This window comes from Pseudomonas sp. B21-051, assembly GCF_024748795.1.
GTDB lineage: Bacteria > Pseudomonadota > Gammaproteobacteria > Pseudomonadales > Pseudomonadaceae > Aquipseudomonas > Aquipseudomonas putida_A.
Genome location: NZ_CP087166.1, coordinates 254,610 through 270,936, shown reverse-complemented (window position 1 = coordinate 270,936; position 16,327 = coordinate 254,610). Strand labels below are relative to the sequence as shown.

Annotated in this window: 13 protein-coding genes and 1 pseudogene; 7 read left to right on the top strand and 7 right to left on the bottom strand. The window is 61.5% G+C overall.

Features of this window, described 5'->3' with window-relative positions; translation table 11 throughout:
* Positions 1–25 precede the first annotated feature (25 nt).
* The 6 genes and pseudogenes from LOY52_RS01190 to LOY52_RS01165 all read left to right on the top strand — a co-directional run bounded on the left by LOY52_RS01190 (position 26) and on the right by LOY52_RS01165 (position 6,045).
* On the top strand, positions 26–1,219 hold the full coding sequence (locus tag LOY52_RS01190) for an SfnB family sulfur acquisition oxidoreductase (protein ID WP_247840756.1): 1,194 nt from the start codon (positions 26–28) through the stop codon (positions 1,217–1,219).
* Complete coding sequence (locus LOY52_RS01185) at positions 1,219–2,571, top strand: LLM class flavin-dependent oxidoreductase (protein ID WP_258677842.1); 1,353 nt, start codon at positions 1,219–1,221, stop codon at positions 2,569–2,571. The genes LOY52_RS01190 and LOY52_RS01185 overlap by 1 nt, the downstream gene beginning before the upstream one ends.
* 105 nt (positions 2,572–2,676) lie before the next feature.
* Complete coding sequence (locus LOY52_RS01180; RefSeq protein ID WP_258677841.1) at positions 2,677–3,486, top strand: MetQ/NlpA family ABC transporter substrate-binding protein; 810 nt, start codon at positions 2,677–2,679, stop codon at positions 3,484–3,486.
* A gap of 2 nt (positions 3,487–3,488) precedes the next feature.
* The gene (locus tag LOY52_RS01175) at positions 3,489–4,610 is read left to right on the top strand and encodes a methionine ABC transporter ATP-binding protein (protein ID WP_258677838.1); all 1,122 of its coding nucleotides are present in this window, start codon (positions 3,489–3,491) and stop codon (positions 4,608–4,610) included.
* Positions 4,600–5,243, top strand: a pseudogene (locus LOY52_RS01170) (methionine ABC transporter permease). Before LOY52_RS01175 ends, LOY52_RS01170 begins: the two are co-directional and overlap by 11 nt.
* A 172-nt stretch (positions 5,244–5,415) precedes the next feature.
* The gene (locus LOY52_RS01165; RefSeq protein WP_258677837.1) at positions 5,416–6,045 is read left to right on the top strand and encodes a bifunctional 2-polyprenyl-6-hydroxyphenol methylase/3-demethylubiquinol 3-O-methyltransferase UbiG; all 630 of its coding nucleotides are present in this window, start codon (positions 5,416–5,418) and stop codon (positions 6,043–6,045) included.
* Between the two features lie 84 nt (positions 6,046–6,129).
* Here LOY52_RS01165 and LOY52_RS01160 read toward each other — a convergent pair whose 3' ends face one another.
* From LOY52_RS01160 to LOY52_RS01150, 3 genes are read right to left on the bottom strand one after another with little or no spacing between them, the layout of a single operon-like run.
* Positions 6,130–9,183, bottom strand: a complete 3,054-nt coding sequence (locus tag LOY52_RS01160; RefSeq protein WP_258677836.1) for an efflux RND transporter permease subunit — start codon at positions 9,181–9,183, stop codon at positions 6,130–6,132.
* Positions 9,180–10,244, bottom strand: a complete 1,065-nt coding sequence (locus LOY52_RS01155) for an efflux RND transporter periplasmic adaptor subunit (protein WP_223008401.1) — start codon at positions 10,242–10,244, stop codon at positions 9,180–9,182. The genes LOY52_RS01160 and LOY52_RS01155 overlap by 4 nt, the downstream gene beginning before the upstream one ends.
* Complete coding sequence (locus tag LOY52_RS01150; protein WP_258677835.1) at positions 10,241–11,344, bottom strand: efflux RND transporter periplasmic adaptor subunit; 1,104 nt, start codon at positions 11,342–11,344, stop codon at positions 10,241–10,243. Before LOY52_RS01150 ends, LOY52_RS01155 begins: the two co-directional genes overlap by 4 nt.
* 201 nt (positions 11,345–11,545) lie before the next feature.
* Here LOY52_RS01150 and LOY52_RS01145 point away from each other — a divergent pair, with 201 nt between their 5' ends.
* The gene (locus LOY52_RS01145; protein WP_258677834.1) at positions 11,546–12,706 is read left to right on the top strand and encodes an AAA family ATPase; all 1,161 of its coding nucleotides are present in this window, start codon (positions 11,546–11,548) and stop codon (positions 12,704–12,706) included.
* A 120-nt stretch (positions 12,707–12,826) separates the two neighbouring features.
* Here LOY52_RS01145 and LOY52_RS01140 read toward each other — a convergent pair whose 3' ends face one another.
* The 4 genes from LOY52_RS01140 to LOY52_RS01125 are packed head-to-tail and all read right to left on the bottom strand — an operon-like array spanning position 12,827 to position 15,780.
* The gene (locus tag LOY52_RS01140) at positions 12,827–13,699 is read right to left on the bottom strand and encodes a transporter substrate-binding domain-containing protein (RefSeq protein WP_258677833.1); all 873 of its coding nucleotides are present in this window, start codon (positions 13,697–13,699) and stop codon (positions 12,827–12,829) included.
* Positions 13,696–14,478, bottom strand: coding sequence for an amino acid ABC transporter ATP-binding protein (locus LOY52_RS01135; RefSeq protein ID WP_258677831.1), 783 nt, complete (start codon positions 14,476–14,478; stop codon positions 13,696–13,698). Before LOY52_RS01135 ends, LOY52_RS01140 begins: the two co-directional genes overlap by 4 nt.
* Positions 14,475–15,134, bottom strand: coding sequence for an amino acid ABC transporter permease (locus tag LOY52_RS01130; RefSeq protein ID WP_024011159.1), 660 nt, complete (start codon positions 15,132–15,134; stop codon positions 14,475–14,477). The genes LOY52_RS01135 and LOY52_RS01130 overlap by 4 nt, the downstream gene beginning before the upstream one ends.
* Positions 15,115–15,780 (bottom strand): amino acid ABC transporter permease, encoded by a 666-nt coding sequence (locus LOY52_RS01125; protein WP_123375646.1) that lies wholly within the window; start codon positions 15,778–15,780, stop codon positions 15,115–15,117. The genes LOY52_RS01130 and LOY52_RS01125 overlap by 20 nt, the downstream gene beginning before the upstream one ends.
* Between the last annotated feature and the right edge of the window lie 547 nt (positions 15,781–16,327).

The following is a 16,327-nucleotide window of genomic DNA, read 5'->3' as shown; positions in this document are numbered from 1 at the left end:
CGACCAGACATCTGGAGAGAAACCTATGACTTTTTCCCATCCCGTCGCGGTCATCACCAGCGATGAGCAAGCCCTGATCGTCGCCAGCGACCTGGCCGAAGATTTCAAACGCGACAGTGCCGTGCGTGACCGCGAACGCCGCCTGCCACTGCCGGAGCTCGACGTATTTTCCCGGTCCGGCCTGTGGGGCATCAGCGTGCCCAAGGAGTATGGCGGCGCCGGCGTGTCCAATGTGACCCTGGCCAAAGTCATCGCCCTGATCGCTCAGGCCGACGGCTCCCTCGGGCAGATTCCACAAAACCACTTTTACGCCCTTGAAGTGCTACGCGTTAACGGCAGCCATGAGCAGAAACAGCGGCTGTACGCCGAGGTGCTGGCCGGTCAACGTTTTGGCAACGCCCTGGCGGAACTGGGCACCAAAACCGCCCACGACCGCGTCACCAGCCTCAAGCGAGACGGCGATGGCTATCGCATCAACGGTCGCAAGTTTTACGCGACCGGCGCGATCTACGCGCAGCGCATCCCGACGTCGGTGGTTGATGAAAATGGCGTGCAGCAACTGGCCTTCGTCCCGCGCGACAGCAAAGGCCTGACGGTGATCGACGACTGGAGCGGTTTCGGCCAGCGCACCACCGGCAGCGGTTCGGTGGTGTTCGAAGACGTCTACGTTGCCGCCGAGGACGTGATCCCGTTCCAGAGCGCCTTCGAGCGTCCGACCACGGTCGGCCCGCTGGCGCAGATCCTCCACGCCGCCATCGACACCGGCATCGCTCGCGCCGCTTACGAAGATGCCCTGCACTTCGTGCGCAGCAAGACCCGGCCATGGATCGACTCCGGTAACGACAAGGCCACCGAAGACCCGCTGACCCTGAAGAGCTTTGGCCATTTGAGCATCCGCCTGCACGCCACCGAAGCACTGCTGGAACGCTCCGGCGAATTCCTCGACAAGGCCCAGGCCGAGACTAACGCCGAAACCGTCGCAGCCGCGTCGATTGCCGTCGCCGAAGCACGGGCGATCAGCACCGAAATCTCCTTGGCGGCGGGCAGCACCCTGTTCGAACTGGCCGGCAGTCAGGCGACTCTGATCGAGCACGGCCTCGATCGTCACTGGCGCAACGCCCGGGTGCACACCCTGCACGACCCGGTACGCTGGAAATATCACGCAGTGGGCAATTACTACCTCAATGATGAAAAGCCGCCACTGCGGGGCACCATCTGATGAGCAAGAAAAAGATCCTGCTCAACGCGTTCAACATGAACTGCATCGGCCACATCAACCATGGCCTGTGGACGCATCCACGCGACACCTCGACGCGCTACAACACCATCGAGTACTGGACAGAACTGGCGCAGTTGCTGGAGCGCGGGCTGTTCGACGGGCTGTTCATCGCCGACATCGTCGGCGTGTACGACGTCTACCAGAACTCGGTGGACGTCACGCTCAAAGAGTCGATCCAGTTGCCGGTCAACGACCCGCTGCTGCTGGTGTCAGCGATGGCCGCCGTGACGAAAAACCTCGGCTTCGGCCTCACCGCCAACCTCACCTATGAACCGCCCTATCTGTTCGCCCGCCGCATGTCGTCGCTCGATCATCTGAGCCGGGGTCGGGTCGGCTGGAACATCGTCACCGGTTACCTCGACAGCGCCGCCAAGGCCATGGGTCTGCGCGAACAGGTCGAGCATGACCGGCGTTACGATCAGGCCGACGAGTACCTCGAAGTGCTCTACAAACTCTGGGAAGGCAGTTGGGAAAACGGCGCGGTGCTCAATGACCGTGAGCAGCGCATATACGCGCAGCCGGAGAAGGTGCACAAGGTCGAGCACCACGGCGAGTTCTATCAGGTCGAGGGCTATCACCTGTGCGAGCCGTCGCCGCAGCGCACACCCGTGCTGTTCCAGGCTGGCAGTTCCGATCGTGGATTGCTGTTCGCTGGACGTCACGCCGAGTGCGTGTTCATCAGCGGCCAGAACAAACCGTCGACCAAGGTGCAGGTGGACAAGGTCCGCGCCAGCGCGGTCGAGGCCGGGCGCAATCCCGAGGACATCAAGGTGTTCATGGGCCTCAACGTGATCGTCGGCGCGACCGAAGAAGCCGCCTGGGCCAAGCACGCCGAGTACCTGAGTTATGCCAGCGCCGAGGCCGGCGTCGCGCATTTCTCGGCCTCCACCGGGATCGACTTTTCCCAATACGAAATCGACGAACCGATCCAGTACGTGAAGAGCAACGCCATCCAGTCCGCAACCAAGAACCTGCAGAACAACGACTGGACCCGACGCAAATTGCTCGAGCAGCACGCCCTCGGTGGCCGCTACATCACCGTGGTCGGCTCACCCGAGCAAGTGGCGGATGAACTGGAATCGTGGATCGCTGAAACCGGGCTCGACGGCTTCAACCTGACGCGCATCGTTACCCCGGAAAGCTATGTCGATTTCATCGAGCTGGTGGTTCCGGAGCTTCAACGGCGCGGGTCGTACAAGACCGCGTATGACAGCGGCAGCCTGCGCGAGAAGTTGTTTCAAGGCGAGGCGCATTTGCCCGAGCAACACATCGGCTCTTCATACCGGCATTAACTGCTTCGCGAGCAGGCTCGCTCCCACATTTGAAATGCATTTCCCTGCTCGCGAAGGGGCCCGACTCAACACCATAAAATCAATGCACTGACTGGAAAAACCACCATGACCAACAAATTCCTGTCCCACCCAGTCAAAGCACTGGCCCTGGCCTTCGGCCTGTTCAGCTCGGCAGTGTTCGCCGCCGATGCGCCACTGAAAATCGGCACCACCGCCGCCTTCGCGATTCCGCTGGAAGCCGCCGTCGAGGAGGCCTCCAAGCAAGGCCTGAAAGTCGAACTGGTGGAGTTCACCGACTGGATCGCACCGAACGTCAGCCTCGCCGCCGGCGACATCGACGTGAACTACTTTCAGCACATCCCGTTCCTCGAAAACGCCAAGGCTGCCGCAGGTTTTGACCTGGTGCCGTTCGCCCCGGGGATCATCAACAACGTCGGCCTCTATTCGAAAAAATACAAAAGCTTCGACGAGTTGCCTGAAGGTGCCAGCGTCGCCATCGCCAACGACCCGATCAACAGCGGCCGCGGCCTGCAACTGCTGGCCAAGGCTGGCCTGATCACCCTGAAACCGGGGGTCGGCTACAAGGCCACCGAAGACGACATCGTCGCCAACCCGAAGAAGATCAAGATCCTGCAAGTCGAAGCCGTGCAACTGGTGCGCGCCTACGATGACGCCGATCTGGTCCAGGGCTACCCGGCCTACATCCGTCTGGCGAAAACCTTCGATGCCGGCTCGGCGCTGCTGTTCGACGGTCTCGACCACAAGGAATACGTGATCCAGTTCGTCATCCAGCCGAAGAGCAAGGACGACCCGCGCCTGATCAAATTCGTCGACATCTACCAGCACTCACCGGCCGTTCGCGCCGCGCTGGATAAGGCTCACGGCAAGCTGTATCAGGCCGGCTGGGAAAGCTGAACATGACGGCCGCGATCCAACGGCGACTGGAGTTTCCAGAGCCAAAAAATGCTGAAAAAACCGAACTGCATCCCGAGCTGAATCGCGCCCACGTGCGCTTTATCGGCTTGGGTAAAACCTACGAGGGTCGGCAAGGCCCGGTGGCGGCCCTGCAAGGTATCGATCTGGCGATCCAGCGCGGCGAGGTGTTCGGCATCATCGGTCGCAGCGGCGCCGGCAAGTCGTCGCTGATCCGCACGATCAATCGTCTGGAACAACCGACTGCGGGGCGCGTGCTGATCGATCAGGTCGACATTGGCGAGTTCGATGAAGACCGGCTGGTCGCCCTGCGGCGGCGGATCGGCATGATCTTCCAACACTTCAACCTGATGTCGGCCAAGACCGTATGGCAGAACGTCGAACTGCCGCTGAAAGTCGCGGGCGTGCCGAAGGCGCAACGCGAGCAGAAGGTTCGTGAACTGCTCGAACTGGTCGGTTTGCAAGCCAAGCACAAGGCCTATCCGGCGCAGCTTTCCGGCGGGCAGAAACAGCGCGTCGGCATCGCCCGCGCATTGGTGCATGACCCGGACATTCTGCTGTGCGACGAAGCCACTTCGGCGCTTGATCCCGAGACCACTCAGTCGATCCTCGGCCTGCTGCGCGAGATTAATCAGCGCCTGGGCCTGACCATTGTGCTGATCACTCACGAAATGGCGGTGATCCGCGAAATCTGCGACCACGTGGTGGTCCTGGAACACGGGCGGATCGTCGAGCAGGGCCCGGTCTGGGAGGTGTTCGGCAATCCGCAGCACGAGGTCAGCCAGACCTTGCTCGCACCGCTGCAACACGCACTGCCGGAAGAACTGCAAAGCCGTCTGCATGCCCAGCCGCCCTCCCCGGGCGCGGCGGTGGTGCTGCGTTTGCAGTTCACTGGCAGTGCCGCCGACGAGCCGGATCTGGCGGCGCTGTTCGCCGCCCTCGGCGGACGCGTGAAGTTGCTGCAGGGTGGCGTCGAACGGATTCAGGGGCATGCGCTGGGACAACTGTTACTAGCGGTCAGCGGCTCGGCCCTGAGCGCCGAACAATTGCGCGAGCACGCCGGGCAGTGGGCGCAACGAGTGGAGGTATCGGGTTATGTGGTTTGATCGTTTGCTCCAGGGATTCATCGACACCTTCCTGATGGTCGGCGTGTCGTCGCTGATCGCGTTGCTGGTGGGGATCCCAATGGCGGTGATTCTGGTGACCAGCGACAAGGGTGGGATCTACCAGGCGCCGCTGCTCAACCGGGCGCTGGGCGCGTTCGTGAATCTGTTCCGCTCGATCCCGTTTCTGATTCTGATGGTCGCGCTGATTCCATTTACCCGACTGATTGTCGGCACCACGTACGGGGTGTGGGCGGCGGTGGTACCGCTGACGATTGCCGCGACGCCGTTCTTCGCACGGATTGCCGAAGTGAGTCTGCGTGAGGTCGATCACGGTTTGATCGAGGCGGCGCAGGCCATGGGTTGCCGGCGCTGGCATATCGTCTGGCATGTGCTGTTGCCTGAAGCGCTGCCGGGGATCGTTGGCGGGTTCACGATTACGCTGGTGACGATGATCAACTCGTCAGCCATGGCCGGAGCGATTGGCGCCGGCGGCCTCGGCGACATTGCTTACCGCTACGGTTATCAGCGTTTCGACAGCCAGATCATGTTGACGGTGATTGTGTTGCTGGTGGCGTTGGTGGCGGTGATTCAGTTGGGGGGGATCGTCTGGCGCGGGGGCTGAACAAGCGCTGATTTCAGCAGGGCTCATTCGACGCTTTTGAAACCGCTTTCGCGAGCAGGCTCGCTCCCACATTTGGAATGCGTTCCCCTGTGGGAGCGAGCCTGCTCGCGAATGGCTGCGCAGCAGCCCCAGACCTGATGGCGTATATTCGGCAAATCCTCATTGCCCGCGCAGCCCTCGACCATGAAGCAAACCCCCACCGATCTGGAACAGATCACCGCCACCACCCTCGGCCACTACAACTCGGTGGCCGAAGACTTCCGCGAAGGCACCCGCGATCACGATGTCAGCCAGAACATCGACGCGCTTCTACGGCATATCCACGGCACTGCGCCGTTCAACCTGCTCGATTTCGGCTGCGGCCCGGGACGCGACTTGCAGACGTTCACCCGACTGGGCCACATCGCAGTCGGCCTCGATGGCGCGGAAAAATTTGCGCAAATGGCACGGGCAGACAGTGGCTGTGAAGTGTGGTGTCAGGACTTTCTGAAACTCGATCTGCCGGCCGAGCGCTTCGACGGGATCTTCGCCAATGCGGTGCTGTTTCATGTGCCGTTGCAGGAGTTGCCGCGAGTGCTCAAGCAGCTGCATGGCACGTTGAAACCGGGCGGAGTGTTGTTCAGTTCCAATCCACGCGGGGATAACCGTGAGGGCTGGAACGGGCCGAGGTATGGCGCGTATCACGACCTTGAGGCGTGGCGCGGGTTGCTGAGGGCGGCGGGGTTTGTCGAGCTTGAGCATTACTACCGGCCGGCAGGATTGCCGCGTGAGCAGCAGCCTTGGTTGGCGAGTGTCTGGCGACGGGTTGGCTGAAGATCAAAAGATCGCAGCCTTCGGCAGCTCCTGCAGGGGATTACCTGTAGGAGCTGCCGCAGGCTGCGATCTTTTGCTTTTGCCTCAAGCGGTCTCTTTCTGCGGCTCGCGAATCTTGTACCAGGCCACATACAGCGCCGGCAAAAACAGCAGGGTCAGCAACGTCGCCACCACGATCCCGCCAATCATCGCGTAGGCCATCGGCCCCCAGAACACCTCCCGGGCGATCGGGATCATGCCCATGCTCGCCGCCGCTGCGGTCAGCAGGATCGGCCGGCGCCGGTGCTCGGTCGCTTCCACCACCGCATCCCACGGCGCATAGCCCTTCTGCTCGAACTCATCGATCTGCGTCACCAGAATCACCGAGTTACGGATGATGATGCCGATCAGTGCCAGGATCCCGAGAATCGCCACGAAGCCCATCGGTGTCCCGGTCGGCACCAGCGCCAGCACCACGCCAATCAGACCCAGCGGCGCGACACTCGCCACCAGGAACATCTTCTGCACGCTGTGCAACTGGATCATCAGGAAGGTCGCCATCAAAAACAGCATCAACGGCAGCACCTTGGCGATCGGCCCCTGGGCCTTGCCGCTTTCCTCGACCGTACCGCCGGTGGCGACTTTGTAGCCGACCGGCAGTTTTTCAGCGAAGGCTTCGATTGACGGCTTGAGCAGTTTCACCAGGTCGGTCGGCTGGATCTCGTCGCGCACCGAAGCCTTGATGGTGATGGTCGGCAAGCGGTCGCGACGCCACACCAGCGGCTGCTCCAGCTCATACCGCACGGTGGCGAAGGCCAGCAGCGGAATCGACGTGCCGTTGGGTGTGACGATCTGCAGGTTCTGCAGGGTTTCCGGCGTGCCGCGTTCCGAGTTCACGGCCCGGCCGACCACGTTGATCAGGTAAATATCGTCGTTGACCTGGGTCAACGGCGAGCCGCTGACGATGCTGTTCATCAACTTCGCCACGTCTTCCGAGGACAGCCCGAGCTGGCGCGCCTTGTCCTGGGCGATGTCGATGCGCAGGACTTTGCCCGGCTCGTTCCAGTCGTAAATGATCTCGCCGATGTGTTCGTTCTTGTCCAGCTCGGTCGCCAGATCGATGGCGTGCTTGCGCACCTGATCGATGTCCTTGCCACTGACCCGGTACTGGATCGGCCGTCCTACCGGCGGACCCATTTCCAGCGCCTGCACGTAACTGCCGATGCCGACGAAGTCCTTGTGCAAGCGTTCACGCAAGCGTTGGCTGAGGGCTTCGCGGGCCTCGAAGTCTTTGCTGACGATCACCAGTTGCGCGTAGTACGGGTTCTGCAGTTGCTGGTCGAGCGGCAGGTAGAAGCGGATCGCGCCCTGACCGATGTAAGTGCTCCAGCGCACGATGTCCGGGTCGCCCTTGAGCGTGGCTTCGAGCTTGTCCACAGCCTTGCGGGTTTCGTCGATCGAGGCGTTTTGCGGCAGGTTCAAATCGACGAGGATTTCCGGGCGATCGGAAGACGGGAAGAACTGGTTCTGCACAAAGCGCATGCAGAACACCGCCAGCACGAAACACAACACGGTGATGCCGATCGCCCACCAGCGGTTGCGCATCGACCACAGCAGACCATGGTTGAACGCTCGGCCAATGCGCCCCGGCTCGCCTTCGTGGGGTTTCACGTTGGTGCTGAGAATGTGCACGCCGATCACCGGTGCGAACAGCACCGCGACGATCCACGACACCAGCATCGCCACCGCGATCACCGCAAACAGGGTGAAGGTGTACTCACCGGCGGAGCTGGCGTTGAGGCCGATCGGCACGAAACCGGCGACCGTCACCAGCGTACCGGTGAGCATCGGGAATGCGGTCGAGGTGTAGGCGAACGTCGCCGCCTGCTCCTTGGTCTCACCCATTTCCAGGCGCGTGACCATCATTTCCACGGTAATCATCGCGTCGTCCACCAGCAGGCCGAGGGCAATGATCAGGGCGCCGAGGGAGATCCGCTGCATGGTGATGCCGCTGTACTCCATGAACACGAAGACCATCGCCAGCACCAGCGGAATCGAGCACGCCACCACCAGCCCGGCGCGCACGCCGAGGCTGATGAAGCTGACCACCAGCACGATGATCACCGCTTCGAACAGCGCGCTGGTGAAGCCGCCGACGGCCTCTTCCACCACCACCGCCTGATCGGACACCGTATGGACGTCGACGCCAACCGGCAAATCAGCGGTGATCTGGTCGATCCGCTGATGCAGCGCCTTGCCGAATTCCTGGACGTTGCCGCCCTTCTGCATGGCAATCGCCAGACCGATTGCCGGCTTGCCGTCGAAACGGAATTCCGGTGTGGCCGGGTCGACGTAACCGCGACTGATGTCGGCGACGTCGGCCAGGCGATAGAAGCGGTCATTGAGTTTGAGATTGACCTCGGCCAGGTCCTTCTCCGAAGCGAACTGCCCCGAGGTGCGCACCGAAATCCGCTCCGGACCGGCCTCGATCACCCCCGCCGGGGTCACGGCGTTCTGCGATTGCAGGCTCTGCACCACCTGACGCTGGTCGATGCCCAGCGCGGCGAGTTTGCGGGTGGAGAAGTTCAGGTAAATCACTTCGTCCTGCTGGCCGATCATTTCGATCTTGCCCAGCCCCGGGACGTTGCGGATCTCGGCGCGGGCCTGCTCCACGTAGTCGCGCAACTGGCGCATGGTCAGGCCATCGGCGGTAAACGCGTAGACCGAGCCGTACACATCGCCGAACTCGTCGTTGAACCCGGGGCCTTGAATGCCCTGGGGAAACTGGCCGCGAATGTCATCGATCTTTTTGCGCACCTGGTACCAGATCTCCGGGATGTCCTTGGCGCTGGTGGTGTCGCGCAGGTACACGTAGACCGTAGATTCACCGGGGCGCGTGTAGCTTTTCACGTAGTCGAGGGAGTCGAGCTCTTCGAGTTTTTTCTCGATGCGGTCGGTAACCTGCTTGAGGGTTTCCTCCTGGGTCGCGCCCGGCCATTTGGTCTGGATGACCATGGTCTTGATGGTGAACGAGGGGTCTTCTTCGCGCCCCAGATTAAAGTACGAAAACACCCCCATCAGCAGCGCGACGAACATCAGGTACCAGACGAACGACTGATGCTTGAGGGCCCATTCGGAGAGATTGAAAGAGCCTTTCATTGACTGTCCTCGTCGAGTTTCACGGCTTGTCCGGGTTTGAGACTGTTAACGCCTGCGGTGACCACCTGCTCGCCGGATTTGACTCCGCCGGCCAGCACCACCGTGCCGTCGGTACGGCTGATCACGCTGACGTCACGGGGCGCGACGGTTTTGCTTTGGGTGTCGATCACCCAGATGCGGGTCTTGCCGTCGGTTTCCTGCAGGGCGGTGGCGGGTAATTCGATGCGCGGCTTGATCGCCGAACTGAGGGTCACGCTGATCGCCGTGCCGAGGCGAAAACCGTCCGGCGTGTTGGCCAGGGTCAGCCGCGCGCGGCGGGTGCGCGTGGCGCTTTGGGCTTGCGGTTCGATTTCGCGAATGGTTGCGGTGGTGTTGATGCTCGGGTCGAGTTGCCCGGCCACCAGAAACACCACGTCGGAAGGAATCTCATCGACCAGCGTGTCCGGCAGATCGATCACCGCTTCCTTGATGTCCGGTTGCGCCAGGGTCACCACTTGCTGACCTGCTGTTACCACTTGCCCGGCCTCGGCATTCCACGCGGTGACCACGGCTTTGTGGTCGGCGCGCAGTTCGGTGTAGCCGAGCTGATCCTGGCTCTGATTGACCGCCGCCCGCGCCTGATCGAGCGAAGCCTGGGTGGTTTTCAGGTCGGTGGTGGCGATGTCCAGTTGTGCCTGGGCGCCCACGCCGCGATCGAACAGCGCCTGCTGCCGGCGGGCATTGGCCTGAGCGTTGATTAGTTGCGCCTGAACCTTGGCCAGGTCACCCTGGGCCGAGCGCAATTGGTTCTGCTGATCGGACGGGTCAAGGGTCGCCAGTAGCGTACCCTTTTGCACCTCGGCACCGACATCGACGTTGCGACTGGCAATGCGCCCGCCGACACGGAACCCGGTGTTGCTCTCGTAACGCGCCTGAATGCTCCCGGCAAAACGCCCAAGGGTTTCCTCGTTCAGCGCCTGTACCTTGATCGACAGCACCGGTCGCACCGGCTCCGGCGGTGGCTCGCTTTTCGAGCAGGCGGCCAGCAGCACGCCGATGGACAACAGCCCCAGACGCTTCATGGCTGTGCTCCCGGTTGCAGACCTTCGTAGGTGTTTTCGGCGATTTCGACTTTCATGCCCGGGTGCAGCAGTTGCCCACCCGCGACAATCACTTTCTCACCGCCCTTGAGGCCGTCGCTGATGATGACCTTGCCGATCAGGTAGCGGCTGACGGTGACGTTGTGCAGCTGCGCTTCGCCCTTGTCGTCAACCATCCACACCGCCGGATCGCTGATGTTTTTGGTCAGCGCCGACCACGGCAATTCCACTGCCGACTTGCCGCTGCCCTTGGCCGTGGCGCTGACCACCGAGCCGAGCTGCATGCCCTGCGGCAGGCTGTCGAGGGTGACCTTGACTTGCACCGTGCCGGACTGCGCCGACACCGCCGGGGTGATTTCACGCACGGTGCCGGTGGTCTTGATGTTGGGGTTGTCGAGCAGGCTGACGACAATCGAACGCTCCGCCTGGCGCTCAGCCAGCAACGATTCATAAACGTTGAACACCGCGTCACGATCGCCATCGCGGGCCAGTTTGAAAATCGGCGCGGTGGCCTGGACCACCTGGCCGACTTCGGCTTGGCGCTCGGTAATGATGCCGGGGGCGTCAGCGATCAGCGAGGTGTAACTGAGTTGATCCTTGGCATTGGCCAGTTGCGCCTGCGCTGCGCTCAGGGCGCTCTGGCTGCTGCGCAAAGCGGCTTGTGCGGAATCGAATTCGCTCTGGCTGGTGTAGCCCTTGGGCAGCAGCTTCTGCTGACGCACGAACGCCGCCGCACTCTGCTTGACCCGCGCCTGTTCGGCGATGACCTGGGCTTGCGCCGAATCGACGTTGGTCTGCAAATCCTTGGGATCGAGCTTGGCCAGTACTTGTTTGGCGCTGACCCGGTCGCCGACATCCACCATGCGCTGAATGATCTTGCCGCCGACCCGGAACGACAGTTCGGTCTGCACCCGCGCCTGCACGTCACCGGTGAGGGTCACGGCAGCGGCGTAATCAGCCGGTTTGACCTCCTGCACGAAGACCCGTGGCAGGTACTCCGCCGGGGCTTCTTTCTTGCCGCAAGCGGTCAGCAACGTGAGCAGGCTCAGCACGACAACTGTTTTCAATCCGGGACTCGCCATGCAGACTCCTTCCTGTGTACGAACGTGCAAGTGACGATACGACTGTGAGCTTAGAACAGGGTTCAACGTTCGCTCGCGCGATCTCCATATTTCCCTGTAGGAGCTGCCGCAGGCTGCGATCTTTTGACTTTATAAAAGCAAGATCAAAAGATCGCAGCCTGCGGCAGCTCCTACAATGGTCGCCTCCAGAGAAGGATTTTCATGCTCAAGACCCTCGCGGTGGCCAATTACCGCTCGATCAACAAATTGGTGATTCCGCTGGGCCGCTTGAATCTGATCACCGGCCCCAACGGCAGCGGCAAGTCCAATCTCTATCGCGCCTTGCGCCTGCTGGCGGAGACTGCGCAGGGTGGCGTGGTCAACGCGCTGGCCCGCGAGGGTGGGCTGGATTCGACGTTCTGGGCCGGCCCGGAAACCATCAGCCGGCGCATGCGCAACGGCGAAGTGGCGATCGAGCCGACCGTGCGTCAGGGCGTCAGACGTCTGCGTCTGGGCTTTGCCGGGGAAGACTTCAGCTACGCCATTGCCCTCGGCTTGCCGGAGCCGAGCCTGTCGTTCTTCTCCCTTGATCCGGAGATCAAGAAGGAGTGCATCTGGGCCGGGCCGCTCTATCGCCCGGCCAGCCTGTTGGTGGATCGCCACGGCCCGATGATTCGCGCCCGCGAAGGCCGCAGCTGGGACGTGCTCGCACAGCACACGCCGAATTTCGATAGCCTGTTCGATCAGGTCGGCAGCCTGCGCAGTTCGCCGGAAGTGTTCCAGATGCGCGAGTTCATCCGCCGCTGGCGCTTCTACGATCACTTTCGCAGCGACGCCGACGCCCCGGTGCGCCAGCCGCAACTGGGAACGCGCACGCCGGTGCTGCACCACGACGGTCGCGACCTCGCCGCAGCCCTGCAGACCATCAATGAAATCGGCGACCCCGAGGCATTGCAGGCGGCGATCAGCGATGCCTTTCCCGGCGCACGGCTGAACATCGCACCGCTGGCCGGCGGACGCTTTGCCATCGAGTTTTTCCAGGAGGGGTTGCTGCGACCCTTGTCGGCGGCGGAGCTGTCGGACGGGACGTTGCGTTATCTGCTGCTGATCGCCGCGCTGCTGACGCCACGCCCGCCGTCATTGATGGTGCTCAACGAACCGGAAACCAGTCTGCATCCGGATCTGTTGCCGGCGCTGGCGCGCTTGATCATTCGCGCTTCGCAGGCGTGTCAGGTATGGGTGGTGTCCCATGCGCGGCGGTTGATTTCGGCGTTGCAGGAAGATCCCGAATGCAACTGCATCGTGCTCGAAAAAACGCTGGGGCAGACCGGAATTGTTGGCCAGCGGGTGCTGGATGAGCCGGCGTGGAACTGGCCGGATTGAGCGGCGCCTGAGCGAGCGCTTTCGCGAGCAGGCTCGCTCCCACAGTTGGAATGCGTACCCCTGTGGGAGCGAGCCTGCTCGCGAAGAGGGCCTTCAGGTCAGCGCAGATTTATCGGCCAATCAACCCTGCCACTTGCCACCCTCGACAATCACGCTTTCAGGCTTGGTGTCATCGCTCAGCTCTTTACGCACATATTGGTCGTACAGCTTGAGCAGATACTTCTCCTCACCCAACTTGGTCAGCTCGGTATTCACCCAGTCACGCAGCTCGACGTTGCCCTTCTTCACCGCCGGGGCAATCGGTGCTTCGGCGCCGAGTTTTTCCTCCAGCACGCGGTAGCCCGGGTTCTGCTTGGCCCAACTGAACAGCACCAGATTATCCTGCGCGTAGGCATCGCCGCGACCGTTGGCCAGGGCCTGCAACGACTCGGAGTTTTTCTCGAACTTCAGCAGTTTCCAGTCCGGATGATTCTTGGTCAGCCAGATGTCGGCGGTCGTGCCGGTGGTAACGATGGTGGTGCGAGTTGCCAGGTCATCCAGATTTTTTACCGCGCTGCTTTGCGGAACCAGCGCCTGCACCGCGACCTTGAGGTTCGGGTTGGTGAACTCCACCGCTTCCTTGCGCTCCGGGGTCACGGTCATGTTGGCGAGGATCAGGTCGACCTTGTCGCTCTGCAGGAACGGAATGCGGCTCGCCGGTTCCACGGCCACGAACTCGACCTTGTTCTCATCGCCCAGCAGATCCTTGGCAAAGCGCCGGCCGATGTCGGTGTCGAAGCCGACGTAGCGCCCGGCCTCATCGACGAAACCGAACGGTGGCTTGTCAGTGAATACACCGACAATCAGTTTGTCGCGGGCCTTGATCTTGTCCAGGTAACCGGCTGGCGCGGCGCTTGCGCTGGCTACTTTCGGCTTCGGTGGTTCTTCGGTTTTGCTGCAACCGGCAAGCAAGGCAAGGCTGAGCAGAGGCAGTAAAAAAGCGGCAGTTTTCATAGCGGTTCCAGTTCCTTTGTCGGATTCGTTTGAGGCAGTGTTGCAACGAAGGAGAACTTCTCCAGAAACTGCTGCGCGCGTGCGGTTTGCGGGTTCGTAAAGAAAATCTCGGGCGGGTTCTGTTCAAGGATGCGTCCGGCATCCATGAACACGATGCGGTCGGCCACCGCTCGGGCGAAGGCCATTTCATGGGTGACGATCAGCAGGGTCATGCCCTCGCGGGCCAGGCCCTGAATCACTTGCAGCACTTCCTTGACCATCTCCGGGTCGAGGGCGGCGGTGACTTCATCGAAAAGCATGACCCGTGGGTTCATGCACAACGAGCGAACGATGGCGATGCGTTGCTGCTGGCCGCCGGAGAGCTGGCGCGGAAAGGCGTCGCGCTTGTCCGCCAGGCCCACCCGTTCGAGCAAGGCTTCGGCTTGCTGCTGCGCTTCACGGCGCTGGCGCTTTTGCACCTTGAGCGGGCCGAGCAGCAAATTGTCGAGCACGCTCATGTGCGGGAACAGGTGATAACTCTGGAACACCATGCCGATCTGCTGGCGGATCTCGCGCCAGTCGGTGGCCTTGTCCAGCAGCTCGCGCCCGGCAAATTTCAGGCTGCCGCTGTGCGCGCTTTCCAGGCCGTTGAGGCAGCGCAGCAAGGTGCTTTTGCCGCAACCGCTGGGGCCGAGGATGACGATCACTTCGCCGCTGCGCACTTGCAGGTCGATGCCCTTGAGCACCTGCTGCTCGCCGTAGAATTTGTTGAATCCGTGAAACTCGATCAATGCGCTCATGCTTGCGTCCAGCGCCGCTCCAGCACGCGCGAGGCGGCCGACAGCGGGTAGCAGATGAAAAAGAAAAACAGAAACAGCGCGCCGTAGATCAGCACTGATTCGTAGGTGCGCTCGATGATCTGCTGGCCGACCTTGATCACATCGACCACGCCAATCAGCACCGCCAGCGAGCTGGTCTTGATGATTCGCGTGTAGACGTTGATGGTCGGCGGCGTCATGCGTTTCAGCGCTTGCGGCAGCAACACGTAGCCATAGAGTTGCGCCGCATTGAGACCGATCGACAGCCCTGCCTCACGCTGCCCGCGCGGCAAAGAATGCAACGCACCGCGCGCCACTTCGCCGACCTCGCTGGCGCCCCACAGCGACAGCACCAGCACCGCGCACCAGAAGCTCGGCAGGCTCAGTCCGAAGAAAATCGGCAAGCCGAAAAACAGCAGGTACAGCCAGACCAGCACCGGAATCGCCCGGAACAGTTCCAGATAGATCCGCAGGATCGCGTTCAGCCACGTCACGTTGAGCGTGCGCAATACGCCGTAGAGCACCCCGCCAATGGTGCTGATGGCGATGCTCAGAAACGAGATCGACAGCGTTTGCCCGGCGCCTTTTGCCAATTGCGGCAACGACACCCAGAGCAGTTCAAGACCCGAACTGGCCATGCTGGAGCCTCCTTTCCAGACGGCTGAGCAACAGCGACAGCGGCAAGAACAACAGCACGCAGATCAGCGTCAGCACGGCGAGCATTTCGTAGGTTTTGTAATAGAGCGCGATGTAGCTTTTGGTGGTGTAGAGGATTTCCGGCACGGCCACCGCCGAGACCACGGTGGTTTCCTTGAGCAGGAAAATGAAATTGGCGAACAGCGACGGCAGGCTGAGAATCCCCGCTTGCGGCAGGATCACGTAGCGCAGCAACTGACCGTGGGACAGACCAATGGAGCGGCCCGATTCCAATTGCGCCTGCGGTACCGCATCGACCCCGGCGCGCAGCACTTCGGTGAGGTAGGCGCCGCCGAGAAAAGTCATGGTGATAATCGCCGCGGTGAATCCGGAAACCTTGATTCCTAGCGCCGGCAAGGCGAAGTAGACGAAGAACAGTTGAATCAGCAGCGGCGTGTTGCGCGCCAACTCCACATACAGGCCCACCAGTTTTTGCAGGTACGGTGTGCGGAACACCAGGATCGTTGCATTGAGCAGCGCCACCAGCAGCGACGTGCCAATGGCGATGAACCCGACTTGCAGCGTCACGCCCACAGCCTTGAGAAAGGCCGGCAGGGTACTGAGGATAAATGCGTAATCGAAAGTCATGAAGCATCCTGGACGTCGCTCGGTAAGCGACGGTCATGCAGTCCATGGACAGCGGGTAACTGTCCGGCAGGCGCTGACTTTATAGGTATAAAAACAAGAATTTAAATACCGTTAAAGCATATTGATATCACGCAAAAAACTATCCTGTGGGTTTGCCGGGAAGGAATAAGAAGGCTATTTTCCCTTGCGCTGTAGGAAGGATCTTTTTTGCATGAAAGCCCTCCAAGGACGAACAGCTTTTGGCCAGACTCCCCCGGCCAAACCATTACAAGGAAGACAACATGGACGTAAAAGTGCCGCAGCGACTGGATCCGCAGGACATCGTGAAATTGCTCGTGGCGTTGAGACGGGCGTTGAAGGCTCAGGTGGCCTGAGCTACACACATCAAAATCAAAAGATCGCAGCCTGCGGCAGCTCCTACAGGGAATCGCATTCCCCTGCAGGAGCTGCCGCAGGCTGCGATCTTTTGCTTCTGGCTTTAGATCTTGTGGCGAGGGAGCTTGCTCCCGCTCGGCTTCGCAGCAGTCGCAAACCGGGCCCGCCATTG

Coding starts and splice junctions, on each gene's coding strand:
- LOY52_RS01150 (WP_258677835.1), bottom strand. CDS start 11,344: ATGGCGAGTCCCGGATTGAAAACAGTTGTCGTGCTGAGCCTGCTCACG.
- LOY52_RS01135 (WP_258677831.1), bottom strand. CDS start 14,478: ATGAGCGCATTGATCGAGTTTCACGGATTCAACAAATTCTACGGCGAG.
- LOY52_RS01145 (WP_258677834.1), top strand. CDS start 11,546: ATGCTCAAGACCCTCGCGGTGGCCAATTACCGCTCGATCAACAAATTG.
- LOY52_RS01130 (WP_024011159.1), bottom strand. CDS start 15,134: ATGGCCAGTTCGGGTCTTGAACTGCTCTGGGTGTCGTTGCCGCAATTG.
- LOY52_RS01175 (WP_258677838.1), top strand. CDS start 3,489: ATGACGGCCGCGATCCAACGGCGACTGGAGTTTCCAGAGCCAAAAAAT.
- LOY52_RS01180 (WP_258677841.1), top strand. CDS start 2,677: ATGACCAACAAATTCCTGTCCCACCCAGTCAAAGCACTGGCCCTGGCC.
- LOY52_RS01140 (WP_258677833.1), bottom strand. CDS start 13,699: ATGAAAACTGCCGCTTTTTTACTGCCTCTGCTCAGCCTTGCCTTGCTT.
- LOY52_RS01125 (WP_123375646.1), bottom strand. CDS start 15,780: ATGACTTTCGATTACGCATTTATCCTCAGTACCCTGCCGGCCTTTCTC.
- LOY52_RS01185 (WP_258677842.1), top strand. CDS start 1,219: ATGAGCAAGAAAAAGATCCTGCTCAACGCGTTCAACATGAACTGCATC.
- LOY52_RS01165 (WP_258677837.1), top strand. CDS start 5,416: ATGAAGCAAACCCCCACCGATCTGGAACAGATCACCGCCACCACCCTC.
- LOY52_RS01190 (WP_247840756.1), top strand. CDS start 26: ATGACTTTTTCCCATCCCGTCGCGGTCATCACCAGCGATGAGCAAGCC.
- LOY52_RS01155 (WP_223008401.1), bottom strand. CDS start 10,244: ATGAAGCGTCTGGGGCTGTTGTCCATCGGCGTGCTGCTGGCCGCCTGC.
- LOY52_RS01160 (WP_258677836.1), bottom strand. CDS start 9,183: ATGAAAGGCTCTTTCAATCTCTCCGAATGGGCCCTCAAGCATCAGTCG.